Source organism: Escherichia sp. KTE96 (assembly GCF_000408525.1).
In the GTDB taxonomy this organism is placed as follows: Bacteria; Pseudomonadota; Gammaproteobacteria; order Enterobacterales; family Enterobacteriaceae; genus Escherichia; species Escherichia marmotae.
Genome location: NZ_KE137149.1, coordinates 1180703 through 1206888 on the forward strand (window position 1 = coordinate 1180703; position 26186 = coordinate 1206888).

A 26186-nucleotide genomic window follows, 5' to 3' on the forward strand; every position below is an offset into this window, starting at 1 on the left:
GGATAAACGCGACGCATGAAAGCAGCGGCGAAAACGCAGAAACCAAAACGTCAGGAAGAACATGCCAACTTTATCAGTTGGCGTTTTGCGTTGTTATGCGGCTGTATTTTGCTGGCACTGGCTTTTCTGCTGGGACGCGTAGCGTGGTTACAGGTTATCTCCCCGGACATGTTGGTGAAAGAGGGCGATATGCGCTCTCTTCGCGTTCAGCAAGTCTCCACCTCCCGCGGCATGATTACCGACCGCTCTGGTCGTCCGTTAGCGGTGAGCGTACCGGTAAAAGCGATTTGGGCTGACCCGAAAGAAGTGCATGACGCTGGCGGCATCAGCGTCGGTGACCGCTGGAAGGCGCTCGCTAACGCACTTAACATTCCGCTGGATCAGCTCTCAGCCCGCATTAACGCCAACCCGAAAGGACGTTTTATCTATCTGGCGCGTCAGGTTAACCCTGACATGGCTGACTACATCAAAAAACTAAAACTACCGGGGATTCATCTGCGTGAGGAATCCCGCCGTTACTATCCGTCCGGCGAAGTGACCGCTCACCTCATTGGCTTTACCAACGTCGATAGCCAGGGGATTGAAGGTGTTGAGAAGAGTTTTGATAAATGGCTCACTGGGCAACCGGGCGAGCGTATTGTGCGTAAAGACCGCTACGGCCGCGTAATTGAAGATATTTCTTCCACCGACAGCCAGGCGGCGCACAACCTTGCGTTGAGTATTGATGAACGCCTGCAGGCGCTGGTTTATCGCGAACTGAACAACGCGGTGGCCTTTAACAAGGCAGAATCCGGTAGTGCCGTGCTGGTGGATGTCAATACCGGCGAAGTGCTGGCGATGGCTAACAGCCCGTCTTACAACCCAAACAATCTGAGTGGCACGCCGAAAGAGGCGATGCGTAACCGTACCATCACCGACGTGTTTGAACCTGGCTCAACGGTTAAACCGATGGTGGTGATGACCGCGTTGCAACGTGGTGTGGTGCGGGAAAACTCAGTATTGAATACCGTTCCTTATCGAATTAACGGCCACGAAATCAAAGACGTGGCGCGCTACAGCGAATTGACCCTGACCGGGGTTTTACAGAAGTCGAGTAACGTCGGTGTTTCCAAGCTGGCGTTAGCGATGCCGTCCTCAGCGTTAGTAGATACTTACTCACGTTTTGGACTGGGAAAAGCGACCAATTTGGGGTTGGTCGGAGAACGCAGTGGCTTATATCCTCAAAAACAACGGTGGTCTGACATAGAGAGGGCCACCTTCTCTTTCGGCTACGGGCTAATGGTAACACCGTTACAGTTAGCGCGAGTCTACGCAACCATCGGCAGCTACGGCATTTATCGCCCGCTGTCGATTACCAAGGTTGACCCCCCGGTTCCCGGTGAGCGCGTCTTCCCGGAATCCATTGTCCGCACCGTGGTACATATGATGGAAAGCGTGGCGCTACCAGGCGGTGGCGGTGTGAAGGCGGCGATTAAAGGCTATCGCATTGCTATTAAAACCGGTACTGCGAAAAAGGTCGGGCCGGATGGCCGCTACATCAATAAATATATTGCTTATACCGCAGGCGTTGCGCCTGCGAGTCAGCCGCGCTTCGCGCTGGTTGTTGTTATCAACGATCCGCAGGCGGGTAAATACTACGGCGGTGCCGTTTCCGCGCCGGTCTTTGGTGCAATCATGGGCGGCGTATTGCGCACCATGAACATCGAGCCGGATGCGCTGACAACGGGTGATAAAAATGAATTTGTGATTAATCAAGGCGAGGGGACAGGTGGCAGATCGTAATTTGCGCGACCTTCTTGCTCCGTGGGTGCCAGACGCACCTTCGCGAGCACTGCGAGAGATGACGCTTGACAGCCGTGTGGCTGCGTCGGGCGATCTCTTTGTAGCTGTAGTAGGTCATCAGGCGGACGGGCGTCGATATATCCCGCAGGCGATAGCGCAAGGTGTGGCTGCCATTATTGCAGAGGCGAAAGATGAGGCGACCGACGGTGAAATCCGTGAAATGCACGGTGTACCAGTCATCTATCTCAGTCAGCTCAACGAGCGTTTATCAGCACTGGCGGGTCGCTTTTACCATGAACCCTCTGACAATCTACGTCTCGTGGGCGTAACGGGCACCAACGGTAAAACCACAACGACTCAGCTTCTGGCGCAATGGAGCCAACTGCTTGGTGAAACCAGCGCGGTAATGGGCACTGTTGGTAACGGCCTGCTGGGTAAAGTGATCCCGACGGAAAATACCACCGGTTCGGCAGTCGACGTTCAGCATGAGCTGGCGGGGCTGGTGGATCAGGGCGCGACTTTTTGCGCAATGGAAGTTTCCTCACACGGGCTGGTACAGCACCGTGTGGCGGCATTGAAATTTGCGGCGTCGGTCTTTACTAACTTAAGTCGCGATCACCTTGATTATCATGGTGATATGGAACACTACGAAGCGGCGAAATGGTTGCTTTACTCCGAACATCATTGCGGTCAGGCGATTGTCAACGCTGATGACGAAGTAGGCCGCCGCTGGCTGGCAAAATTGCCGGACGCGGTTGCCGTGTCGATGGAAGAAAATATCAATCCGAACTGTCATGGCCGCTGGTTGAAAGCGACTGGCGTGAACTATCACGACAGCGGTGCGACCATTCGCTTCACCTCAAGCTGGGGCGATGGGGAAATAGAAAGCCGCCTGATGGGCGCATTCAACGTTAGTAACCTGCTGCTGGCGCTGGCGACGCTGCTGGCGCTCGGTTACCCATTAGCTGACCTGCTGAAAACCGCCGCGCGTCTGCAACCGGTTTGCGGACGTATGGAAGTGTTCACTGCGCCAGGCAAACCGACGGTTGTTGTGGATTATGCTCACACTCCGGATGCGCTGGAAAAAGCCTTGCAGGCTGCGCGCCTGCACTGTGCGGGTAAGCTGTGGTGCGTCTTCGGCTGTGGCGGCGATCGCGATAAAGGCAAGCGCCCACTGATGGGGGCGATTGCTGAAGAGTTTGCCGACGTGGCGGTGGTAACGGATGACAACCCGCGTACTGAAGAGCCGCGTGCCATCATCAACGATATTCTGGCGGGGATGTTAGACGCCGGACATGCCAAAGTGATGGAAGGGCGCGCCGAAGCGGTAACGTGCGCCGTTATGCAGGCGAAAGAAAATGATGTCGTGTTGGTCGCGGGTAAAGGCCATGAAGATTACCAGATTGTCGGTAATCAGCGTCTGGACTACTCCGATCGCGTCACGGTGGCGCGTTTGTTGGGGGTAATCGCATGATTAGTGTAACCCTTAGCCAACTGGCGAATATTCTCAACGGCGAACTGAAAGGGGCTGATATCACCCTTGACGCCGTAACCACCGATACCCGTAAATTGACGCCTGGCTGTCTGTTCGTCGCCCTGAAAGGCGAACGTTTCGATGCCCATGATTTTGCCGACCAGGCGAAAGCTGGAGGGGCGGGCGCGCTGCTGGTTAGCCGTCCGCTGGATATCGACCTGCCACAGTTAATCGTTAACGATACGCGTCTGGCATTTGGTGAACTGGCAGCATGGGTTCGTCAGCAAGTTCCTGCTCGTGTGGTTGCCCTGACCGGTTCCTCCGGTAAAACCTCCGTGAAAGAGATGACCGCGGCGATTTTAAGTCAGTGTGGCAACACGCTTTATACGGCTGGCAATCTCAACAACGACATCGGCGTGCCAATGACGCTGCTGCGTTTAACGCCGGAATACGATTACGCGGTCATTGAGCTTGGCGCTAACCATCAGGGCGAAATTGCCTGGACTGTTAGCCTGACCCGTCCGGAAGCCGCACTGGTCAACAATCTGGCGGCTGCGCATCTGGAAGGTTTCGGCTCGCTTGCGGGTGTCGCGAAAGCGAAAGGCGAAATCTTTACCGGCCTGCCAGAAAACGGTATCGCTATCATGAATGCCGATAACAACGACTGGCTGAACTGGCAGAGTGTGATTGGCTCACGCAAAGTGTGGCGTTTTTCGCCAAATGCCGCCAACAGCGATTTTACCGCAACCAATATCCATGTGACTTCACATGGTACTGAATTTACGCTGCAAACCCCAACAGGTAGCGTCGATGTTCTGCTGCCGCTGCCGGGGCGTCACAATATCGCAAATGCGTTGGCTGCCGCGGCGCTCTCCATGTCCGTGGGTGCAACGCTTGATGCCATCAAAACGGGACTGGCAAATCTGCAAGCTGTTCCTGGTCGTCTGTTCCCCATTCAACTGGCGGAAAACCAGTTGCTGCTCGACGACTCCTACAACGCCAATGTTGGCTCAATGACCGCCGCAGTTCAGGTACTGGCTGAAATGCCGGGTTATCGCGTGCTGGTGGTTGGTGATATGGCCGAGCTGGGTGCTGAAAGTGATGCCTGTCATGTCCAGGTGGGGGAAGCGGCGAAGGCGGCTGGTATTGACCGCGTGTTAAGCGTGGGCAAGCAAAGCCATGCTATCAGCACCGCCAGCGGTGCTGGCGAACATTTTGCTGATAAATCCGCGTTGATTACGCGTCTTAAATCACTGATTGCAGAGCAACAGGTGATTACGATTTTAGTTAAGGGTTCACGTAGTGCTGCCATGGAAGAGGTAGTACGCGCTTTACAGGAGAATGGGACATGTTAGTTTGGCTGGCCGAACATTTGGTCAAATATTATTCCGGCTTTAACGTCTTTTCCTATCTGACGTTTCGCGCCATCGTCAGCCTGCTGACTGCGCTGTTCATCTCATTGTGGATGGGCCCGCGCATGATTGCTCATTTGCAAAAACTCTCCTTCGGGCAGGTTGTTCGTAACGATGGCCCTGAATCACACTTCAGTAAGCGCGGCACGCCGACCATGGGTGGGATCATGATCCTGACTGCGATTGTCGTCTCCGTGATCTTGTGGGCTTATCCCTCCAACCCGTATGTCTGGTGCGTACTGGTGGTGCTGGTCGGTTACGGCATTATTGGTTTTGTTGATGACTATCGCAAAGTCGTGCGCAAAGACACCAAAGGTTTGATCGCGCGCTGGAAGTATTTCTGGATGTCGGTGATTGCGTTGGGCGTTGCTTTCGCACTTTATCTTGCAGGAAAAGACACGCCAGCAACGCAACTGGTGGTGCCGTTCTTTAAAGATGTGATGCCGCAGTTAGGCTTGTTTTATATCCTGCTGGCGTATTTTGTGATTGTCGGTACGGGCAACGCGGTAAACCTGACCGATGGCCTCGACGGTCTGGCCATTATGCCGACCGTCTTTGTCGCAGGTGGTTTTGCACTGGTGGCCTGGGCTACCGGCAACATGAACTTTGCCAGCTACTTACATATACCGTATCTGCGACACGCCGGGGAGCTGGTTATCGTCTGCACCGCGATAGTCGGGGCAGGGCTGGGCTTCCTGTGGTTTAACACCTATCCCGCGCAGGTCTTTATGGGCGACGTTGGTTCGCTGGCGTTAGGTGGCGCGTTGGGCATTATCGCTGTGCTGCTGCGTCAGGAATTCCTGCTGGTGATTATGGGGGGCGTGTTTGTTGTCGAAACCCTGTCGGTTATTTTGCAGGTCGGCTCCTTTAAACTGCGCGGGCAACGTATTTTCCGCATGGCGCCGATCCATCACCACTATGAACTTAAAGGCTGGCCGGAACCGCGTGTCATCGTGCGTTTCTGGATTATTTCGCTGATGCTGGTCCTGATTGGTCTGGCAACGCTGAAGGTGCGTTAATCATGGCTGATTACCTGGGTAAAAATGTCGTCATTATCGGCCTGGGCCTCACCGGGCTTTCCTGCGTAGACTTTTTCCTTGCTCGCGGCGTGACGCCGCGCGTTATGGATACGCGTATGACACCGCCTGGCCTGGATAAATTACCCGAAACGGTAGAACGTCATACTGGCGGTCTTAATGATGAATGGCTGATGGCGGCAGATCTTATTGTCGCCAGCCCCGGCATTGCGCTGGCGCATCCATCCTTAAGCGCCGCTGCCGATGCCGGAATCGAAATCGTTGGTGATATCGAACTGTTCTGCCGCGAAGCGCAAGCGCCGATTGTGGCGATCACGGGTTCTAACGGCAAAAGTACGGTCACAACCTTAGTGGGCGAAATGGCGAAAGCAGCAGGTGTTAACGTTGGCGTAGGTGGCAACATTGGTCTGCCAGCGTTGATGTTACTTGATGATGAGTGCGAACTGTACGTGTTGGAACTGTCGAGCTTCCAACTGGAAACAACCTCCAGTTTACAGGCGGTGGCAGCGACCATTCTGAACGTAACTGAAGATCATATGGATCGTTATCCGTTTGGTTTGCAACAGTATCGTGCGGCAAAACTGCGCATTTACGAAAATGCGAAAGTTTGCGTGGTTAATGCCGATGATGCCTTAACGATGCCGATCCGCGGTGCGGATGAACGTTGCGTCAGCTTTGGCGTCAACATGGGTGACTATCACCTGAATCATCAGCAGGGCGAAACCTGGCTGCGGGTGAAAGGTGAGAAAGTGTTGAACGTGAAAGAGATGAAACTTTCAGGGCAACATAACTACACCAATGCGCTGGCGGCACTGGCGCTGGCGGATGCCGCAGGGTTACCGCGAGCCAGCAGCCTGACAGCGCTAACGACTTTTACCGGTCTGCCGCATCGCTTTGAAGTGGTGCTTGAGCACAATGGCGTACGCTGGATTAACGACTCGAAAGCTACCAACGTCGGCAGTACGGAAGCCGCGCTAAACGGCTTGCATGTTGACGGTACGCTGCACTTGTTGTTAGGCGGCGATGGCAAATCGGCGGATTTTAGTCCGCTGGCGCGCTATCTGAATGGCGATAACGTTCGTCTGTATTGCTTCGGTCGCGACGGTGCGCAGTTAGCGGCTTTACGCCCGGAAGTGGCTGAACAAACCGAAACCATGGAGCAGGCGATGCGTCTATTGGCTCCGCGCGTGCGACCGGGAGATATGGTTCTGCTCTCTCCGGCCTGTGCCAGCCTCGATCAGTTCAAGAACTTTGAACAACGGGGCAATGAATTTGCTCGTCTGGCGAAGGAGTTTGGTTGATGCGTTTATCTTTCCCTCGCCTGAAAATGCCGCGTCTGCCGGGATTCAGTATCCTGGTCTGGATCTCCACGGCGCTGAAGGGCTGGGTGATGGGCTCGCGGGAAAAAGATACCGACAGCCTGATCATGTACGATCGTACCTTGCTGTGGCTGACCTTCGGCCTCGCGGCGATTGGCTTTATCATGGTGACCTCGGCGTCAATGCCCATCGGGCAACGCTTAACCAACGATCCGTTCTTCTTCGCGAAGCGTGATGGTGTTTACCTGATCCTGGCGTTCATTCTGGCGATCATTACGCTGCGCCTGCCGATGGAGTTCTGGCAGCGCTACAGCGCCACAATGCTGCTCGGGTCAATCATCTTGCTGATGATCGTGCTGGTGGTGGGTAGCTCAGTTAAAGGGGCATCGCGTTGGATCGATCTCGGCCTGCTGCGTATTCAGCCTGCGGAACTGACTAAGCTGTCGCTGTTTTGCTATATCGCCAACTATCTGGTGCGCAAAGGTGACGAAGTGCGTAATAACTTGCGCGGCTTCCTGAAACCGATGGGGGTGATTCTGGTACTGGCAGTGTTGCTGCTGGCGCAGCCTGACCTCGGTACGGTGGTGGTGTTGTTTGTGACCACGCTGGCGATGCTGTTCCTGGCGGGGGCGAAATTATGGCAATTCATTGCCATTATCGGCATGGGGATTTCAGCGGTTGTGTTGCTGATCCTCGCTGAACCATACCGTATTCGCCGCGTTACCGCGTTCTGGAACCCGTGGGAAGACCCGTTCGGCAGCGGCTATCAGTTGACGCAATCATTGATGGCGTTTGGTCGTGGCGAATTGTGGGGGCAAGGTTTAGGTAACTCGGTACAAAAACTGGAGTATCTGCCGGAAGCGCATACTGACTTTATTTTCGCCATTATCGGAGAAGAACTGGGGTATATCGGTGTGGTGCTGGCGCTTTTAATGGTATTCTTCGTCGCTTTTCGTGCGATGTCGATTGGCCGTAAAGCGTTAGAAATTGACCACCGTTTTTCTGGTTTTCTCGCCTGTTCAATTGGCATCTGGTTTAGTTTCCAGGCGCTGGTTAACGTAGGCGCGGCGGCGGGGATGCTACCGACCAAAGGTTTGACATTGCCGCTGATCAGTTACGGTGGTTCGAGTTTACTGATTATGTCGACAGCCATCATGATGCTGTTGCGTATTGATTATGAAACGCGTCTGGAGAAAGCGCAGGCGTTTGCACGAGGTTCACGATGAGTGGTCAAGGGAAGCGATTAATGGTGATGGCTGGCGGTACTGGCGGACATGTGTTCCCCGGGCTGGCGGTTGCGCACCATTTAATGACCCAGGGGTGGCAAGTTCGCTGGCTGGGTACTGCCGATCGTATGGAAGCGGACTTAGTGCCGAAGCACGGTATTGAGATCGACTTTATTCGTATCTCCGGCCTGCGTGGTAAGGGGATCAAAGCATTACTCGTGGCTCCGCTGCGTATCTTTAACGCCTGGCGGCAGGCGCGGGCAATTATGAAAGCTTACAAGCCTGATGTGGTGCTCGGGATGGGCGGCTACGTTTCCGGGCCAGGTGGTCTGGCAGCATGGTCGTTAGGCATTCCGGTTGTACTTCACGAACAAAACGGCATTGCAGGCTTGACCAATAAATGGCTGGCGAAAATTGCCACCAAAGTGATGCAGGCGTTTCCAGGCGCTTTCCCCAATGCGGAAGTGGTTGGTAACCCGGTGCGTACCGATGTGCTGGCGCTGCCGTTACCGCAGCAACGTTTGGCCGGGCGTGAAGGCCCGATTCGTGTGTTGGTGGTGGGTGGTTCGCAGGGCGCGCGTATTCTTAACCAGACAATGCCTCAGGTCGCAGCAAAGCTGGGCGATACGGTAACTATCTGGCATCAGAGTGGCAAAGGTTCGCAACAATCTGTTGAACAGGCTTATGCCGAAGCGGGGCAACCGCAGCATAAAGTGACAGAATTTATTGATGATATGGCGGCGGCCTATGCATGGGCGGATGTCGTTGTTTGCCGCTCCGGCGCGTTGACGGTGAGTGAAATCGCCGCGGCGGGGCTACCGGCATTGTTTGTGCCGTTTCAGCATAAAGACCGCCAGCAATACTGGAATGCGCTGCCGCTGGAGAAAGCGGGCGCAGCCAAAATTATCGAGCAACCGCAACTTACTGTGGACGCTGTCGCCAACACCCTGGCCGGGTGGTCGCGAGAAACCTTATTAACCATGGCAGAACGCGCCCGTGCTGCATCCATTCCGGATGCCACCGAGCGAGTGGCAAATGAAGTGAGCCGGGCTGCCCGGGCGTAATTGTGGCGATGCCTTTTGCATCGCATGAATTTGAGAAGTTAATGGCGTAAAGAATGAATACACAACAATTGGCAAAACTGCGTTCCATCGTGCCCGAAATGCGTCGCGTTCGGCACATACACTTTGTCGGCATCGGTGGTGCCGGTATGGGCGGTATTGCCGAAGTTCTGGCCAATGAAGGGTATCAGATCAGTGGTTCCGATTTAGCGCCAAATCCGGTCACGCAGCAGTTAATGAATCTGGGGGCGACGATTTACTTCAACCATCGCCCGGAAAACGTGCGTGACGCCAGCGTGGTCGTTGTTTCCAGCGCGATTTCTGCTGACAACCCAGAGATTGTTGCTGCCCATGAAGCGCGTATTCCGGTAATTCGTCGTGCGGAAATGCTGGCTGAGTTAATGCGTTTTCGTCATGGCATCGCCATTGCCGGGACACACGGTAAAACCACCACCACCGCGATGGTTTCCAGCATCTACGCAGAAGCGGGCCTCGACCCGACCTTCGTTAACGGTGGGCTGGTAAAAGCGGCGGGTGTTCATGCGCGTTTAGGTCACGGGCGTTACCTGATTGCCGAAGCGGATGAGAGCGACGCATCGTTCCTGCATCTGCAACCGATGGTGGCGATTGTCACCAATATCGAAGCCGATCACATGGATACCTACCAGGGTGACTTCGAGAATTTAAAACAGACTTTTATTAATTTTCTGCACAACCTGCCGTTTTACGGACGTGCGGTGATGTGTGTTGACGACCCGGTGATCCGTGAGTTGTTACCGCGCGTTGGCCGTCAGATTACCACTTATGGTTTCAGTGAAGATGCTGACGTTCGTGTGGAAGATTATCAGCAGATTGGCCCGCAGGGGCACTTTACGTTGCTGCGCCAGGACAAAGAGCCGATGCGCGTTACTCTGAATGCGCCAGGCCGTCATAATGCGCTGAACGCTGCCGCTGCGGTTGCGGTCGCCACGGAAGAGGGGATTGACGACGACGCTATTCTGCGTGCGCTGGAGAGCTTCCAGGGAACCGGTCGTCGCTTTGATTTCCTCGGTGAGTTTCCGCTGGAGCCGGTCAACGGTAAAAGCGGTACAGCAATGCTGGTCGATGACTACGGCCACCATCCGACAGAAGTGGATGCCACGATTAAAGCGGCGCGTGCTGGCTGGCCGGATAAAAACCTGGTGATGCTGTTTCAGCCGCACCGTTTCACCCGCACTCGTGATCTGTATGACGATTTTGCCAATGTCCTGACCCAGGTCGATACCTTATTGATGCTGGACGTTTATCCGGCTGGCGAAGCACCGATTCCGGGAGCGGACAGCCGTTCGTTGTGTCGTACAATTCGTGGACGTGGGAAAATTGATCCCATTCTGGTGCCTGATCCGGCGCAGGTAGCCGAGATGTTAGCACCGGTATTAACTGGTAACGACCTGATTCTTGTGCAGGGGGCGGGTAATATCGGAAAAATTGCTCGTTCTTTAGCTGAAATCAAACTGAAGCCGCAAACTCCGGAGGAAGAGCAACATGACTGATAAAATCGCGGTCCTGTTGGGCGGGAACTCCGCAGAGAGAGAAGTTTCTTTGAATTCTGGTGCTGCAGTGTTAGCCGGGCTGCGTGAAGGCAGTATCAACGCGCATCCTGTCGATCCGAAAGAAGTCGACGTGACGCAACTGAAGGCGATGGGCTTTCAGAAAGTATTTATCGCTCTGCACGGGCGCGGCGGTGAAGACGGCACATTGCAGGGCATGCTCGAGCTGATGGGGCTACCTTATACCGGCAGCGGGGTGATGGCATCTGCGCTTTCAATGGATAAACTACGCAGCAAATTGCTGTGGCAGGGAGCAGGTTTACCGGTAGCGCCGTGGGTGGCATTAACCCGCGCAGAATTTGAAAAAGGCCTTAGTGATAAGCAGTTAGCAGAAATTTCTGCCTTAGGTTTGCCGCTTATTGTCAAGCCGAGTCGCGAAGGTTCCAGCGTTGGAATGTCAAAAGTAGTAGCAGAAAATGCTCTACAAGATGCATTAAGATTGGCATTTCAGCACGATGAAGAAGTATTGATTGAAAAATGGCTAAGTGGGCCGGAGTTCACGGTTGCGATACTCGGTGAAGAAATTTTACCGTCAATACGTATTCAACCCGCCGGAACCTTCTATGATTATGAGGCAAAGTATCTCTCTGATGAGACACAGTATTTCTGCCCCGCAGGTCTGGAAGCGTCACAAGAGGCCAATTTGCAGGCATTAGTGCTGAAAGCATGGACGACTTTAGGCTGCAAAGGATGGGGGCGTATTGATGTCATGCTGGACAGTGATGGACAGTTTTATCTGCTGGAAGCCAATACCTCACCGGGTATGACCAGCCATAGTCTGGTGCCGATGGCGGCGCGTCAGGCGGGGTTAAGCTTCTCGCAGTTGGTAGTACGAATTCTGGAACTGGCGGACTAATATGTCGCAGGCTGCTCTGAACACGCGAAACAGCGAGGAAGAGATTTCTTCTCGCCGCAATAATGGAACACGTCTGGCGGGGATCCTTTTCCTGCTGACGGTTTTAACGACAGTGTTGGTGAGCGGCTGGGTCGTGTTGGGCTGGATGGAAGATGCGCAACGCCTGCCGCTCTCAAAGCTGGTGTTGACCGGTGAACGGCATTACACGCGTAATGACGATATCCGGCAGTCGATCCTGGCGTTGGGTGAGCCGGGTACTTTTATGACCCAGGATGTCAACATCATCCAGACGCAAATAGAACAACGCCTGCCGTGGATTAAGCAGGTGAGCGTCAGAAAGCAGTGGCCTGATGAATTGAAGATTCATCTGGTTGAATATGTGCCGATTGCGCGGTGGAATGATCAACATATGGTAGACGCCGAAGGAAATACCTTCAGCGTGCCACCAGATCGCACCAGCAAGCAGGTGCTCCCGATGTTGTATGGCCCGGAAGGCAGCGCAAATGAAGTGTTGCAGGGCTATCGCGAAATGGGGCAGATGCTGGCAAAGGACAGATTTACTCTGAAGGAAGCGGCGATGACCGCGCGGCGTTCCTGGCAGTTGACGCTGAATAACGATATTAAGCTCAACCTTGGCCGGGGCGATACGATGAAACGTTTGGCTCGCTTTGTAGAACTTTATCCGGTTTTACAGCAGCAGGCGCAAACCGATGGCAAACGGATTAGCTACGTTGATTTGCGTTATGACTCTGGTGCGGCAGTAGGCTGGGCGCCCTTGCCGCCAGAGGAATCTACTCAGCAACAAAATCAGGCACAGGCAGAACAACAATGATCAAGGCGACGGACAGAAAACTGGTAGTAGGACTGGAGATTGGTACCGCGAAGGTTGCCGCTTTAGTAGGGGAAGTTCTGCCCGACGGTATGGTCAATATCATTGGTGTGGGCAGTTGCCCGTCACGTGGTATGGATAAAGGCGGGGTTAACGACCTCGAATCCGTGGTCAAATGCGTACAACGCGCTATTGACCAGGCAGAATTGATGGCAGATTGTCAGATCTCTTCAGTATATCTGGCGCTTTCTGGTAAGCACATCAGTTGTCAGAATGAAATAGGTATGGTGCCCATTTCTGAAGAAGAAGTGACGCAAGAAGATGTGGAAAACGTCGTCCATACCGCGAAATCGGTGCGCGTGCGTGATGAACATCGTGTGTTGCACGTGATCCCGCAAGAGTACGCGATTGACTATCAGGAAGGGATCAAGAACCCGGTGGGGCTTTCCGGCGTGCGAATGCAGGCAAAAGTGCACCTGATCACATGTCACAATGATATGGCGAAAAACATTGTTAAAGCGGTTGAACGTTGTGGCCTGAAAGTTGACCAACTGATATTTGCCGGACTGGCATCAAGTTATTCGGTATTGACGGAAGACGAACGTGAATTGGGAGTCTGCGTCGTCGATATCGGTGGTGGTACAATGGATATCGCCGTTTATACCGGTGGGGCATTGCGCCACACCAAGGTAATTCCTTATGCTGGCAATGTGGTGACCAGTGATATCGCCTATGCCTTTGGCACGCCGCCAAGCGACGCCGAAGCGATTAAAGTTCGCCATGGCTGCGCGTTAGGCTCCATCGTTGGTAAAGATGAGAGTGTGGAAGTGCCGAGCGTAGGTGGGCGACCACCGCGTAGTCTGCAACGTCAGACGCTGGCGGAGGTGATTGAGCCACGGTATACCGAGCTGCTCAATCTGGTCAACGAAGAGATATTGCAGTTGCAGGAAAAGCTTCGCCAACAAGGTGTGAAACATCACCTGGCGGCGGGCATTGTATTAACCGGTGGCGCGGCGCAGATCGAAGGTCTTGCCGCCTGCGCTCAGCGAGTGTTTCATACGCAGGTGCGTATTGGCGCGCCGCTGAATATCACTGGTTTAACTGATTATGCTCAGGAGCCGTATTACTCGACGGCTGTGGGATTGCTTCACTACGGGAAAGAGTCACATCTTAACGGTGAAGCGGAAGTAGAAAAACGTGTTACAGCATCAGTTGGCTCGTGGATCAAGCGACTCAATAGTTGGCTGCGAAAAGAGTTTTAATTTTTATGAGGTCGACGGTGATTACGGCCTCAGGCGACAGGCACATATCGGAGAGAAACTATGTTTGAACCAATGGAACTTACCAACGACGCGGTGATTAAAGTCATCGGCGTCGGCGGCGGCGGCGGTAATGCTGTTGAGCACATGGTGCGTGAGCGCATTGAAGGTGTTGAATTCTTCGCGGTAAATACCGATGCACAGGCGCTGCGTAAAACAGCGGTTGGGCAGACGATTCAGATCGGTAGTGGTATAACCAAAGGACTGGGAGCTGGCGCTAATCCAGAAGTTGGCCGTAATGCGGCTGATGAGGATCGCGATGCACTGCGTGCGGCGCTGGAAGGTGCAGACATGGTATTTATTGCAGCAGGTATGGGGGGCGGTACTGGTACAGGTGCTGCGCCGGTCGTTGCTGAAGTTGCAAAAGATTTGGGGATCCTGACCGTTGCTGTCGTGACTAAGCCTTTCAACTTTGAAGGCAAGAAGCGTATGGCCTTCGCGGAGCAGGGGATCACTGAATTGTCCAAGCATGTGGACTCACTGATTACCATCCCGAACGATAAACTGCTGAAGGTGCTCGGTCGCGGTATTTCCCTGCTTGATGCGTTTGGCGCAGCGAATGATGTGCTGAAAGGTGCTGTTCAGGGTATCGCTGAACTGATTACTCGTCCGGGTCTGATGAACGTCGACTTTGCAGACGTTCGTACCGTGATGTCTGAAATGGGCTACGCGATGATGGGTTCTGGTGTGGCAAGCGGCGAAGACCGTGCGGAAGAAGCGGCTGAAATGGCTATCTCTTCTCCGCTGCTGGAAGACATCGACCTGTCTGGCGCGCGCGGCGTGCTGGTTAACATCACGGCGGGCTTCGACCTGCGTCTGGATGAATTCGAAACCGTAGGTAACACCATCCGTGCATTTGCTTCGGATAACGCGACTGTGGTTATCGGTACATCTCTTGACCCGGATATGAACGATGAACTGCGTGTAACCGTGGTTGCAACAGGCATCGGCATGGACAAACGTCCTGAAATCACTCTCGTGACCAATAAACAAGTTCAGCAGCCGGTGATGGATCGTTACCAACAGCACGGTATGGCACCGCTGACTCAGGAACAGAAACCGGTCGCTAAAGTGGTGAACGACAATACGCCGCAAACCGCGAAAGAACCTGATTATCTGGATATCCCTGCATTCTTGCGTAAGCAAGCTGACTAAGAATAAGCTGGAATTTGGGTTACGAGGCTCTTTGTGCTAAACTGGCCTGCCGAATGTATAGTACACTTCGGTTGGATAGATAATTTGGCGAGATAATACGATGATCAAACAAAGGACACTTAAACGTATCGTTCAGGCGACGGGTGTCGGTTTACATACCGGCAAGAAAGTCACCCTGACGTTACGCCCTGCGCCGGCCAACACCGGGGTCATCTATCGTCGCACCGACTTGAATCCACCGGTAGATTTCCCGGCCGATGCCAAATCTGTGCGTGATACCATGCTCTGTACGTGTCTGGTCAACGAGCATGATGTACGGATTTCAACCGTTGAGCACTTGAACGCTGCGCTCGCGGGCTTAGGCATCGATAACATCGTTATCGAAGTTAACGCACCGGAAATCCCGATTATGGACGGCAGCGCTGCTCCGTTTGTTTACCTGCTGCTTGATGCTGGTATCGACGAACTCAACTGCGCCAAGAAATTTGTTCGCATCAAAGAGACTGTTCGTGTCGAAGATGGCGATAAGTGGGCTGAATTTAAGCCATATAATGGTTTTTCGCTGGATTTCACCATCGATTTCAACCATCCGGCTATCGATTCCAGCAATCAACGCTATGCGATGAACTTCTCTGCTGATGCGTTTATGCGTCAGATCAGCCGTGCGCGTACATTCGGTTTCATGCGCGATATTGAATATCTGCAGTCTCGTGGTTTGTGCCTGGGCGGCAGCTTCGATTGTGCCATCGTTGTTGACGATTATCGCGTACTGAACGAAGACGGTTTGCGTTTTGAAGACGAATTTGTGCGTCACAAAATGCTTGACGCGATCGGTGACTTGTTCATGTGTGGTCACAATATTATTGGTGCATTTACCGCCTATAAATCCGGTCATGCACTGAATAACAAACTGTTGCAGGCTGTCCTGGCAAAACAGGAAGCCTGGGAATATGTGACCTTCCAGGACGACGCAGAACTGCCGTTGGCCTTCAAAGCGCCTTCGACGGTACTGGCATAACGACATTTATACTGTCGTATAAAATTCGACTGGCAAATCTGGCACTCTCTCCGGCCAGGTGAACCAGTCGTTTTTTTTGAGTTGTTATCAGGGCCGTAAGAAACGGTGCGAACGCTGTTTTCTTAAGCACTTTTACGCACAACTTATCTTCATTCCTGCTGTGGACTTCGGCCTTTAATGATAAGATTTGTGCGCTAAAAACGTTTGAATACGATTGGGATGGCAATAACGTGAGTGGAATACTGACGCGCTGGCGACAGTTTGGTAAACGCTACTTCTGGCCGCATCTCTTATTAGGGATGGTCGCGGCGAGTTTAGGTTTGCCTGCGCTCAGCAACGCCGCCGAACCAAATGCGCCCGCAAAAGCGACAACCCGCAACCACGAGCCTTCCGCCAAAGTTAACTTTAGTCAGTTGGCCTTGCTGGAAGCGAATACGCGCCGCCCAAACTCGAACTATTCCGTTGATTACTGGCATCAACACGCAATTCGCACGGTAATCCGTCATCTTTCCTTCGCAATGGCACCGCAAACGCTGCCCGTTGCTGAAGAGTCTTTACCGTTTCAGGCGCAACATCTTGCTTTACTGGATACGCTCAGCGCGCTGCTGACCCAGGAAGGCACGCCGCCTGAAAATGGTTATCGCATTGATTATGCGCATTTTACTCCGCAAGCAGCATTCAGCACGCCCGTCTGGATCAGCCAGGCGCAAGGTATCCGTGCTGGCCCTCAACGCCTTAGCTAATAACGACAAAACCTTTATTTCATTTTATTAACTCCGCACTGCGGGGCGTTTGAGATTTTATTATGCTAATCAAATTATTAACAAAAGTTTTCGGTAGCCGTAACGACCGCACCCTGCGCCGGATGCGCAAAGTCGTCAACCTCATCAATGCCATGGAACCGGAGATGGAAAAACTCTCCGACGAAGAACTGAAGGGAAAAACTGCAGAGTTTCGCGCACGTCTGGAAAAAGGCGAAGTGCTGGAAAACCTGATCCCGGAAGCCTTTGCCGTTGTGCGTGAAGCAAGTAAGCGTGTCTTTGGGATGCGTCACTTCGACGTTCAGTTGCTCGGCGGCATGGTTCTTAATGAACGCTGTATCGCGGAAATGCGTACTGGTGAAGGTAAAACACTGACCGCAACGCTGCCTGCTTACCTGAACGCATTAACCGGTAAGGGCGTGCACGTTGTTACCGTCAACGATTACCTGGCGCAGCGTGACGCCGAAAACAACCGTCCGCTGTTTGAATTCCTCGGTATGACCGTCGGCATCAACCTACCGGGCATGCCTGCGCCAGCGAAACGTGAAGCCTATGCGGCCGACATTACTTACGGTACTAACAACGAGTACGGTTTCGACTACCTGCGCGACAACATGGCGTTCAGCCCAGAAGAGCGTGTACAGCGTAAACTGCACTATGCGCTGGTGGACGAAGTGGACTCCATCCTGATCGATGAAGCGCGTACACCGCTGATCATTTCTGGTCCGGCAGAAGACAGTTCGGAAATGTATAAGCGCGTCAACAAAATCATTCCACACCTGATCCGCCAGGAAAAAGAAGACTCTGAAACCTTCCAGGGCGAAGGTCACTTCTCGGTTGATGAAAAATCTCGTCAGGTGAACCTGACCGAACGTGGTTTGGTGCTGATTGAAGAGCTGTTGGTGAAAGAAGGGATCATGGCCGAAGGCGAGTCGTTGTATTCTCCGGCTAATATCATGCTGATGCACCACGTAACGGCGGCGCTGCGTGCCCACGCGCTATTTACCCGCGACGTCGATTACATCGTTAAAGATGGTGAAGTTATCATCGTTGACGAACATACCGGTCGTACCATGCAAGGGCGTCGCTGGTCCGATGGCCTGCACCAGGCTGTGGAAGCGAAAGAAGGTGTGCAGATCCAGAACGAAAACCAGACGCTGGCTTCTATCACCTTCCAGAACTACTTCCGTTTGTATGAAAAACTGGCGGGGATGACCGGTACGGCTGATACCGAAGCATTCGAATTTAGCTCAATCTACAAGCTGGATACCGTCGTCGTTCCGACTAACCGTCCGATGATTCGTAAAGATCTGCCGGATCTGGTCTACATGACCGAAGCGGAAAAAATCCAGGCGATCATTGAAGATATCAAAGAGCGTACCGCGAAAGGCCAGCCGGTGCTGGTTGGTACCATCTCCATCGAAAAATCAGAACTGGTATCAAACGAGCTGACCAAAGCGGGTATCAAGCATAACGTTCTGAACGCCAAATTCCACGCCAACGAAGCTGCGATTGTTGCCCAGGCGGGTTATCCGGCGGCTGTGACTATCGCGACCAACATGGCGGGTCGTGGTACTGACATTGTGCTCGGCGGTAGCTGGCAGGCAGAAGTTGCCGCGCTGGAAAACCCGACCGCAGAGCAAATTGAAAAAATTAAAGCTGACTGGCAGGTACGCCACGACGCGGTTCTGGCAGCAGGTGGTTTGCATATCATCGGTACAGAACGTCACGAATCTCGTCGTATCGATAACCAGTTGCGTGGCCGTTCGGGTCGCCAGGGCGATGCCGGTTCTTCCCGTTTCTACCTGTCGATGGAAGATGCGCTGATGCGTATTTTTGCCTCCGACCGTGTTTCCGGCATGATGCGTAAACTGGGTATGAAACCTGGAGAAGCGATTGAACACCCTTGGGTAACCAAAGCAATTGCCAACGCCCAGCGTAAAGTTGAAAGCCGTAACTTCGACATTCGTAAACAGTTGCTGGAATACGATGACGTAGCTAACGATCAGCGTCGCGCCATTTACTCCCAGCGTAACGAACTGCTGGATGTCAGCGATGTGAGCGAAACCATCAACAGCATTCGTGAAGATGTGTTCAAAGCGACCATCGATGCCTACATTCCGCCACAATCACTGGAAGAAATGTGGGACATTCCTGGGCTGCAAGAGCGTCTGAAAAACGATTTCGATCTCGATATGCCGATTGCCGAGTGGCTGGACAAAGAGCCAGAGCTGCATGAAGAGACGCTGCGTGAGCGTATTCTGGCGCAGTCCATCGAAGTGTATCAGCGTAAAGAAGAAGTGGTTGGCGCCGAGATGATGCGTCACTTCGAGAAAGGTGTGATGTTGCAAACGCTGGACTCCCTGTGGAAAGAGCACCTGGCGGCGATGGATTACCTGCGTCAGGGGATCCACCTGCGTGGTTACGCGCAGAAAGATCCGAAGCAGGAATACAAACGTGAATCCTTCGCAATGTTTGCGGCGATGCTGGAATCATTGAAATATGAAGTGGTTAGCACGCTGAGCAAAGTTCAGGTTCGTATGCCGGAAGAAGTTGAAGAGCTGGAGCAACAACGTCGTATGGAAGCCGAGCGTTTAGCGCAAATGCAGCAGCTTAGCCATCAGGATGACGACTCTGCAGCCGCAGCGGCGCTGGCTGCACAAACCGGCGAGCGTAAAGTTGGGCGTAACGATCCTTGCCCGTGCGGTTCCGGTAAAAAATACAAGCAGTGCCATGGTCGCCTGCAATAAAAGCTAATCAATAAGACAAAAGGCGCAGAAATCTGCGCCTTTTTTATAGGTTTAAGACAATGAAAAAACTGCAAATTGCGGTAGGTATTATTCGCAACGAGAACCACGAAATCTTTATAACCCGCCGTGCCGCAGATGCGCACATGGCGAATAAGTTGGAGTTTCCTGGCGGTAAAATTGAAGCGGGCGAAACGCCAGAACAGGCGGTGGTGCGGGAGCTTCAGGAAGAAGTCGGGATTACGCCACAACGTTTTTCGCTGTTTGAAAAGCTGGAATATCAGTTCCCTGACAGGCATATCACACTGTGGTTCTGGCTGGTCGAAGGCTGGGAAGGGGAACCGTGGGGGAAAGAAGGGCAACCTGGTGAGTGGATGGCGCTGGCCAGCCTCAATGCAGAAGATTTTCCGCCAGCCAACGAACCGGTAATTGCGAAGCTTAAGCGCCTGTAGGTCAAATAAGGCGTTCACGCCGCATCCGACATTTGCCCTGATGCCTGATGCGACGCAGGCGCGTCTTATCAGGCCTGCGGGATTTTGTAATCCGTTGATATGCAAGATCTTGCAGGTCGGATAAGGCGTTTACACCACATCCGACAATGCCTCACCTCTTACACCCAATTACTTCAGCTCTTCGCTCCAGTCATCGCTTTCGGACAGATCGCCGCTGCTGGGGATGCGTTTTTCTTCAGCAGCCCATTCTCCGAGGTCGATCAACTGACAACGTTTGCAACAAAATGGCCGAAACGGGCTGATTTCACCCCATACCACCGTTTTCCCGCAAGTTGGGCAGTTCACTGTAATAGTTTCTGACATCGTAACTCCTTAGCAGCACGCCAGTTCAAAATCCAGGCGCTCTGGCACCAGACCATTTTCACTGTCCAGCGGCATAAAACGAATCGCAAAACGACTCTTATGACCGGAAATTTGCGGATAAAGCTGTGAATCAAGGGCCAGATTCAGCCGTAGAAGATCAGCGTCTTCGCCATTATCCTGATAGAAACCGTTCAGACTGGTTTGTTTGCGAAACGGTGCCGACTGGCGAATTAAATCTAACACCATGGTAAGTGCCTGGGTGAGCGGATTCAGGCTGGCAATCCAGGTTTCTACCTGGCTGTCGCGCTGCGCCTGGGGTAAATGCAGCCAGATATGCAAAGTTGGCAAATCAAAGCTACAACAACCGCCGGGTATGCTCAGACGCTGGCGCACTAAAGCAATCAGACGATCTTCACGCAGAAATTGCCCGATACGCGGTGCGGAAATCAGCACGCTGCCCGCCGCTTTTAACTGCTGAATTAATGCTTCAATACGGCTCTGGTCCACGCCTGGCACGTCAATCCAGGTCTGGAGTTTACGCTGCTGGCGGTCAAGCTCTTTCAACAATTCGGTGCGTACTTCCCCACGCTCGAAAACATCCAGCAAGTCACTGACATTACGGAAGAAATGCAGAGCGCCAGCGTAGTCAACGATGGGTAAATTTACAGTGAGTTGCTGAATCAAAAACTCAATGCGTAGCCATGTACGCATTTTTTCATTTAGTGGATGTTCAAAAAGGACCTGGGTCTGCATTAAGGTTTTTCCTGTGAGACAAACTGCGACGCAAGCTGCAAGTAATTTGCGTGCAGGCGGGCAACATCCGATGCAATAGCATCCGGTGCGCCGTTATTATCAATGACGTCATCTGCCACGGCAAGGCGGGCTTCGCGCGTTGCCTGGGCAGCAAGAATTTGTTCGACATGTTCGCGAGTAACATCATCGCGCTGCATGGTGCGCTTAAGTTGCGTTTCTGGGCTGACATCCACCACCAGCACACGATTCGCTTTTTTATACAGCGAGTTTTCTACCAGCAATGGCACAACCCAAAGTACATAGGGGGAAGTTGCTTGCTGGATCTGATGTTGCGTCTCCTGCTGAATCAACGGATGTAGCAGGGCATTAAGCCAGTTTTTCTCTTCCGGGTTGGCGAAGATCCGCTCGCGTAAGGCCCGGCGCTGCAATGTTCCATCAGCAGCAATCATATCAGCGCCGAAATGTTCAGCAATGGCACGCAGTGCAGGTCTACCCGGTTCAACTACCTGACGCGCAATAATATCGGCATCAATGACGTTAATTCCGAGGTCAGCAAACGCATTTGCAACGGTACTCTTGCCACTGCCAATGCCACCCGTTAAGGCAACCGTATACCTCATATTTTATATTCCCGGGAATTCATCATGATTATCAAAACATTAAAAATGAGCACGCGAAAGCGGGATTAATGAAACGTTCGCCCATTATTTACCAGGTAAATTTATGGGATTGTAGCGTAAAAAAAGACAATTTCGCAGTCTTGCGCCACATAGATTAGTGCGTATGATAGCGTCACTGGAGTTGTGCTCTTACCCTTATAGCCATTAACCCCAGGAATCCGCACATGCGTATTGAAGAAGATCTGAAGTTAGGTTTTAAAGACGTTCTCATCCGTCCTAAACGCTCCACTCTTAAAAGCCGTTCCGATGTTGAACTGGAACGTCAATTCACCTTCAAACATTCAGGTCAGAGCTGGTCCGGCGTGCCGATTATCGCCGCAAATATGGATACCGTAGGCACTTTTACCATGGCTACGGCATTGGCTTCTTTCGATATTCTGACTGCTGTACATAAACATTACTCTGTTGAAGAGTGGCAAGCGTTTATCAACAATTCTTCCGCTGATGTGCTGAAACATGTGATGGTTTCTACCGGCACGTCAGATGCGGATTTCGAAAAAACTAAACAGATTCTCGACCTGAACCCGGCATTAAACTTCGTTTGTATTGACGTGGCGAATGGTTATTCCGAGCACTTCGTACAGTTCGTTGCGAAAGCGCGTGAAGCGTGGCCGACCAAAACCATTTGTGCTGGCAACGTAGTGACAGGTGAAATGTGTGAGGAGCTTATCCTCTCCGGTGCCGATATCGTTAAAGTTGGCATTGGCCCAGGTTCTGTTTGTACGACTCGCGTCAAGACGGGCGTCGGTTACCCGCAGCTTTCTGCAGTAATCGAATGTGCTGATGCCGCGCACGGTCTGGGCGGGATGATCGTCAGCGATGGCGGTTGCACCACGCCGGGCGATGTAGCTAAAGCCTTTGGTGGCGGTGCTGATTTCGTGATGCTCGGCGGTATGCTGGCGGGTCACGAAGAGAGCGGCGGTCGTATCGTCGAAGAGAACGGCGAAAAATTTATGTTGTTCTACGGTATGAGCTCCGAGTCTGCGATGAAACGTCACGTTGGCGGCGTTGCAGAATATCGTGCAGCGGAAGGTAAAACCGTTAAGCTGCCGCTGCGTGGCCCAGTTGAAAACACGGCGCGTGATATTTTGGGTGGCCTGCGTTCAGCTTGTACATATGTTGGGGCTTCTCGCCTGAAAGAACTGACCAAGCGCACCACGTTTATCCGCGTACTGGAACAAGAAAACCGCATCTTCAATAACCTGTAATCTCCCAATGCTGGCGTGGATCACTGCGCCAGCGTTACCCCATCCCACTCATCGCGTCGCCCAGATGAAAAATTGGCAAATACATTGCCACCACCAGCGTGCCGATAATTCCTCCGGTAATGACCAGTAAGGCCGGTTCCAGTAAAGCAGCAAGATTATCTGCCAGCGCCAACGTGTTATCCCGATGATGGTGGGCGAGATTCTCCAGCATGAGATCCAGCGACCCGGAGGCTTCTCCCGTTCTCACTAACTGCAAACAGAGTGGGCTAAACTCACCGGCATTTTTTAACGCCAGCCAGATGGGCTGACCGTTGCTGATATCGTGCTGGATTTGTGTCAGAAGTTGTGCCCAGTACGGGCAGCCCATTGTCTCTTTGACGCTCTCTACCCCTTGCAAAAAAGTAATACCTGCACTTTGTGTCAGCGCCAGAATCGTAAAGATCTGCGTGAGCTTTTGTCCCCGCATTAGTGAACCCATAATTGGGATGCGTAACAGCGATTTCTGCCTCACGATAAGCCAGGTCGGGCGGCGCATCAGCAACTTATTGGCTATTGCCAGCAGTAAGCCGAACAACAGCAGCAGCCAGCCCCACTCACCGCTGAAATCTGCCAGCGTCATGATCCCCTGCGTAAGTGTCGGTAGCGGGGTGTTAAAGGTTTTATAGATAGCGGCAAACTCGGGCAGAACAAAATGCAGCATTGCTACAACTACCGTTATCGCCATCGCTAAAATGATAATGGGATAACGCAATGCTGATTTCACTTTGTCGGCTAACTGGCGCTGGGCTTTTTGCTGACGAGCCAGTTCAAAGCAGCATTCATCCAGCTTACCGGTCAGTTCGCCTGTGCGGATCATCGCCTGATAAAGCGGCGGAAAAACCTCTGACCAGGGCAATAAGGCATTGGAAAAGGTAATACCCTGTTCGAGATCGTGTGCCAGCGATTGCAATAACGCCTGCCATTGCCTGCTCGGATGTTGCTCTGCCAATAGGGCTAATCCTTCCGAAAGGGTTAGTCCGGCTTTGAGTAATGTTGCCAGTTGATGAATGACTTCCGCGCTTTTGTCTGCGTGCCACTGGGCTGAATTAATAGATATCCGCTTCAGGTGCAGTGGGGTAACGGCTTGTTGCTGTAGTGCGATAAGTAGCAAAGAACGGCTCTCTGCCCACAGTACTCCATCTTGCGCATTGCCGTCGCCGGTTATGCCATGCCAGCGCCAGAGTTGCTTACTCGCCATGTGGCATCCCCAATACGCGGATTAACTCTTCAAAGGTGGTTAAACCTTGTTCCACGGCCAGGCAGCCGTTTTCAAAAAGCGTGTGCATTCCAGTTTGTCGGGCGTGCGCTTCCAGCGATTCAACGTCGGTATTAGCGGAAATGAGCTGGCGTATGACAGGTGTTATGGGCAGAACTTCAAATAAGGCCGTGCGGCCATAAAAACCGTGGTAGCAATGTTTACAACCAGGTGCTTGCCAGCGGGGCAACGACGATGACCATAAATTGCCTGGAAGGCGGATTGCTTCCCCTTGCTGCAGGCGACAATGCGGGCAAAGTTTGCGAACCAGACGTTGGGCTACCACCAGCGTGAGTGCTGATGAGAGCATCCAGCGGGCAACACCCATTTGCTGTAAACGCACCAGTGTTTCGCAGGTAGAGTTGGTGTGTAGCGTGGACAACACCAGGTGACCCGTTTGTGCGGCTTTAATGGCAATTTCTGCCGTTTCACCATCACGGATCTCTCCGATCATGATGACATCGGGATCCTGACGTAATAACGCACGCAAAACCCCCTGAAAGGTAAGACCAGCACGCGGATGGATTTGCGTCTGGTTAAGCCCTGCGATGGGGATCTCCACCGGATCTTCGACGCTGCAAATATTAATATCGGCGGTATTCAGCGTTTGCAGAGCGCTATAAAGTGTGACCGTTTTACCGCTACCGGTAGGACCGGTAACCAACACCAGCCCTTGTGGTTGCTGTAGGGCATGAGCAAAGTCCGCCAGTTGTAACTGCTGCATTCCCAGCGTGTTGACATCCAGCGCCTGGTCCACCTGCTGTAACAGCCGCAATACCACTTTTTCACCGCCCCGACATGGCAAGGTAGCAATGCGAAATGAGACTGTGTTACCCGCCAGTTCGACAGTGAATTGCCCATCCTGCGGCAGGCGATGTTCCGCAATATCCAGGCTTCCCAGCACTTTTAATCTGGCGGTTAATGCTATTCCGGCATCCAGTGGAACATCTGGTAAAGGATGCAACACGCCGTCGATGCGTAAGCGGATGCGGTAGCTATTGTCCGCTGGTTCGATATGAATATCAGAAGCGCGTTGTTCGAGTGCAGATTGTAACGTTTGAGTCAGCAATTCTGTTTTGGGCTGATATTTTTCCGGGGCTGCTACGGGCAACCTATGTTGTGACCGGCTGGCGTGGCCTTCCATCTGCTGGCGCGTCCAGCAGGTGATCTCAATGCGTTTGGTAGTAGCGAAATGCAAAGCGTCAAGTAACTCATGTGAGGGCGCATCGACCACCGCAACATGAACCACCTCTTCGCTGGCATCCAGCAAGACGCCCTGGTAACGCAGGCACAGAGCGGTGAGCTGTGAAATATTCATTGCCGCTCCTTAGTTGGCGTCATCAAAGCGGAAGACATCTTCGCAGGCTTGCTGCAACGCGCTGTCACTTTGAATATTGCAGTTGCGCGTCCAGCCGGTGACGCCGTTGGCGTTATCCCAACCTGGTGTCATGATGACGCTTAACCCATTGAGGCTCTCTTGTCCTGTCAGCGACACCACGCCTTTTGCCACACTCATAGCAGAGACATAGCGAGTGGTGGTGGGCGAGGGGATGCCGTTACTGCCGCCGTCGCAGGTATCTAATCCGCCATGCTCCAGTGCGCATAATTCTACGGCGGTGCGGTAAGGCACAAAGGTTTGCAGCATGTCGGTGAGCGCTGCTTTGCGCAGGTAGTTCTGATAAGCGGGAATACCAATGGCGCTTAAAATGGCAATAATGCCAATAACTACCATTAGTTCGATGAGTGTAAAGCCGCGTTGTTTGTCCATCTGTTTCGCTCCTTGATTTCGTTGGCGCTACTTTGGCAAACGCCATCGGCACAGGCGAGGGGCAAAAAACGAAACGGGAAGGC

The 26186-nt window shown here is 52.9% G+C and carries 24 protein-coding genes; 18 read left to right on the forward strand and 6 right to left on the reverse strand.

Annotation, left to right across the window (positions count from 1 at the left end; genetic code table 11):
- Positions 1-15: 15 nt before the first annotated feature.
- The 16 genes from ftsI (at position 16) to mutT (ending at position 20037) form a co-directional block, all read left to right on the forward strand.
- Positions 16-1782 (forward strand): peptidoglycan glycosyltransferase FtsI, encoded by a 1767-nt coding sequence (gene ftsI, locus A1WG_RS08845; protein WP_000642204.1) that lies wholly within the window; start codon positions 16-18, stop codon positions 1780-1782.
- The gene (murE, locus tag A1WG_RS08840) at positions 1769-3256 is read left to right on the forward strand and encodes a UDP-N-acetylmuramoyl-L-alanyl-D-glutamate--2,6-diaminopimelate ligase (RefSeq protein ID WP_000785156.1); all 1488 of its coding nucleotides are present in this window, start codon (positions 1769-1771) and stop codon (positions 3254-3256) included. The genes ftsI and murE overlap by 14 nt, the downstream gene beginning before the upstream one ends.
- A complete protein-coding gene (gene murF, locus A1WG_RS08835) occupies positions 3253-4611 on the forward strand; it encodes a UDP-N-acetylmuramoyl-tripeptide--D-alanyl-D-alanine ligase (protein WP_001517742.1) in 1359 nt (452 codons plus the stop codon). The genes murE and murF overlap by 4 nt, the downstream gene beginning before the upstream one ends.
- Entirely contained in the window at positions 4605-5687 is a 1083-nt protein-coding gene (gene mraY / locus A1WG_RS08830) for a phospho-N-acetylmuramoyl-pentapeptide-transferase (RefSeq protein ID WP_000964135.1), read from the forward strand. Before murF ends, mraY begins: the two co-directional genes overlap by 7 nt.
- 2 nt (positions 5688-5689) lie before the next feature.
- Positions 5690-7006 (forward strand): UDP-N-acetylmuramoyl-L-alanine--D-glutamate ligase, encoded by a 1317-nt coding sequence (gene murD / locus A1WG_RS08825; protein ID WP_000796427.1) that lies wholly within the window; start codon positions 5690-5692, stop codon positions 7004-7006.
- Positions 7006-8250 (forward strand): cell division protein FtsW, encoded by a 1245-nt coding sequence (ftsW, locus tag A1WG_RS08820; protein ID WP_001517743.1) that lies wholly within the window; start codon positions 7006-7008, stop codon positions 8248-8250. Before murD ends, ftsW begins: the two co-directional genes overlap by 1 nt.
- Complete coding sequence (gene murG, locus A1WG_RS08815) at positions 8247-9314, forward strand: undecaprenyldiphospho-muramoylpentapeptide beta-N-acetylglucosaminyltransferase (protein ID WP_000016580.1); 1068 nt, start codon at positions 8247-8249, stop codon at positions 9312-9314. The genes ftsW and murG overlap by 4 nt, the downstream gene beginning before the upstream one ends.
- A gap of 53 nt (positions 9315-9367) precedes the next feature.
- Positions 9368-10843 (forward strand): UDP-N-acetylmuramate--L-alanine ligase, encoded by a 1476-nt coding sequence (gene murC / locus A1WG_RS08810; protein WP_001096039.1) that lies wholly within the window; start codon positions 9368-9370, stop codon positions 10841-10843.
- Positions 10836-11756 (forward strand): D-alanine--D-alanine ligase, encoded by a 921-nt coding sequence (gene ddlB / locus A1WG_RS08805; protein ID WP_000130029.1) that lies wholly within the window; start codon positions 10836-10838, stop codon positions 11754-11756. Before murC ends, ddlB begins: the two co-directional genes overlap by 8 nt.
- Position 11757: 1 nt before the next feature.
- Positions 11758-12588, forward strand: coding sequence for a cell division protein FtsQ (ftsQ, locus tag A1WG_RS08800; RefSeq protein WP_000075732.1), 831 nt, complete (start codon positions 11758-11760; stop codon positions 12586-12588).
- Positions 12585-13847 carry a cell division protein FtsA gene (gene ftsA, locus A1WG_RS08795; protein ID WP_000588474.1) on the forward strand — a complete coding sequence of 421 codons (1263 nt, stop codon included), beginning with the start codon at positions 12585-12587 and terminating at the stop codon, positions 13845-13847. The genes ftsQ and ftsA overlap by 4 nt, the downstream gene beginning before the upstream one ends.
- A 60-nt stretch (positions 13848-13907) precedes the next feature.
- Complete coding sequence (ftsZ, locus tag A1WG_RS08790) at positions 13908-15059, forward strand: cell division protein FtsZ (RefSeq protein ID WP_000462777.1); 1152 nt, start codon at positions 13908-13910, stop codon at positions 15057-15059.
- Between the two features lie 100 nt (positions 15060-15159).
- Entirely contained in the window at positions 15160-16077 is a 918-nt protein-coding gene (lpxC, locus tag A1WG_RS08785; RefSeq protein WP_000595484.1) for a UDP-3-O-acyl-N-acetylglucosamine deacetylase, read from the forward strand.
- Between the two features lie 230 nt (positions 16078-16307).
- Positions 16308-16820 (forward strand): secA translation cis-regulator SecM, encoded by a 513-nt coding sequence (gene secM / locus A1WG_RS08780; protein WP_000014327.1) that lies wholly within the window; start codon positions 16308-16310, stop codon positions 16818-16820.
- A gap of 62 nt (positions 16821-16882) precedes the next feature.
- On the forward strand, positions 16883-19588 hold the full coding sequence (secA, locus tag A1WG_RS08775) for a preprotein translocase subunit SecA (protein ID WP_000905806.1): 2706 nt from the start codon (positions 16883-16885) through the stop codon (positions 19586-19588).
- Between the two features lie 59 nt (positions 19589-19647).
- On the forward strand, positions 19648-20037 hold the full coding sequence (gene mutT, locus A1WG_RS08770) for an 8-oxo-dGTP diphosphatase MutT (protein ID WP_001517744.1): 390 nt from the start codon (positions 19648-19650) through the stop codon (positions 20035-20037).
- Positions 20038-20205: 168 nt separating this feature from the next.
- On the opposite strand, the gene yacG is transcribed toward mutT, so the two are convergent.
- From yacG to coaE, 3 genes are read right to left on the reverse strand one after another with little or no spacing between them, the layout of a single operon-like run.
- On the reverse strand, positions 20206-20400 hold the full coding sequence (gene yacG / locus A1WG_RS08765) for a DNA gyrase inhibitor YacG (protein ID WP_000005032.1): 195 nt from the start codon (positions 20398-20400) through the stop codon (positions 20206-20208).
- Between the two features lie 9 nt (positions 20401-20409).
- Positions 20410-21153: a cell division protein ZapD gene (zapD, locus tag A1WG_RS08760; protein ID WP_001194740.1), complete on the reverse strand. Its 744-nt coding sequence runs from the start codon at positions 21151-21153 to the stop codon at positions 20410-20412.
- A complete protein-coding gene (gene coaE / locus A1WG_RS08755; RefSeq protein ID WP_001270922.1) occupies positions 21153-21773 on the reverse strand; it encodes a dephospho-CoA kinase in 621 nt (206 codons plus the stop codon). Before coaE ends, zapD begins: the two co-directional genes overlap by 1 nt.
- A 24-nt stretch (positions 21774-21797) precedes the next feature.
- Between coaE and A1WG_RS24880 the strand changes: the two genes are divergently transcribed.
- Complete coding sequence (locus tag A1WG_RS24880; RefSeq protein WP_175419238.1) at positions 21798-21842, forward strand: hypothetical protein; 45 nt, start codon at positions 21798-21800, stop codon at positions 21840-21842.
- Positions 21843-21997: 155 nt separating this feature from the next.
- The gene (guaC, locus tag A1WG_RS08750) at positions 21998-23041 is read left to right on the forward strand and encodes a GMP reductase (protein ID WP_001217354.1); all 1044 of its coding nucleotides are present in this window, start codon (positions 21998-22000) and stop codon (positions 23039-23041) included.
- A 34-nt stretch (positions 23042-23075) separates the two neighbouring features.
- On the opposite strand, the gene hofC is transcribed toward guaC, so the two are convergent.
- The 3 genes from hofC to ppdD are packed head-to-tail and all read right to left on the reverse strand — an operon-like array spanning position 23076 to position 26103.
- Positions 23076-24278, reverse strand: a complete 1203-nt coding sequence (hofC, locus tag A1WG_RS08745; RefSeq protein WP_001517745.1) for a protein transport protein HofC — start codon at positions 24276-24278, stop codon at positions 23076-23078.
- Positions 24268-25653 carry a type II secretion system protein GspE gene (gene gspE, locus A1WG_RS08740; RefSeq protein WP_001517746.1) on the reverse strand — a complete coding sequence of 462 codons (1386 nt, stop codon included), beginning with the start codon at positions 25651-25653 and terminating at the stop codon, positions 24268-24270. The genes hofC and gspE overlap by 11 nt, the downstream gene beginning before the upstream one ends.
- Positions 25654-25662: 9 nt before the next feature.
- Complete coding sequence (ppdD, locus tag A1WG_RS08735; RefSeq protein ID WP_000360899.1) at positions 25663-26103, reverse strand: prepilin peptidase-dependent pilin; 441 nt, start codon at positions 26101-26103, stop codon at positions 25663-25665.
- Positions 26104-26186: the final 83 nt, after the last annotated feature.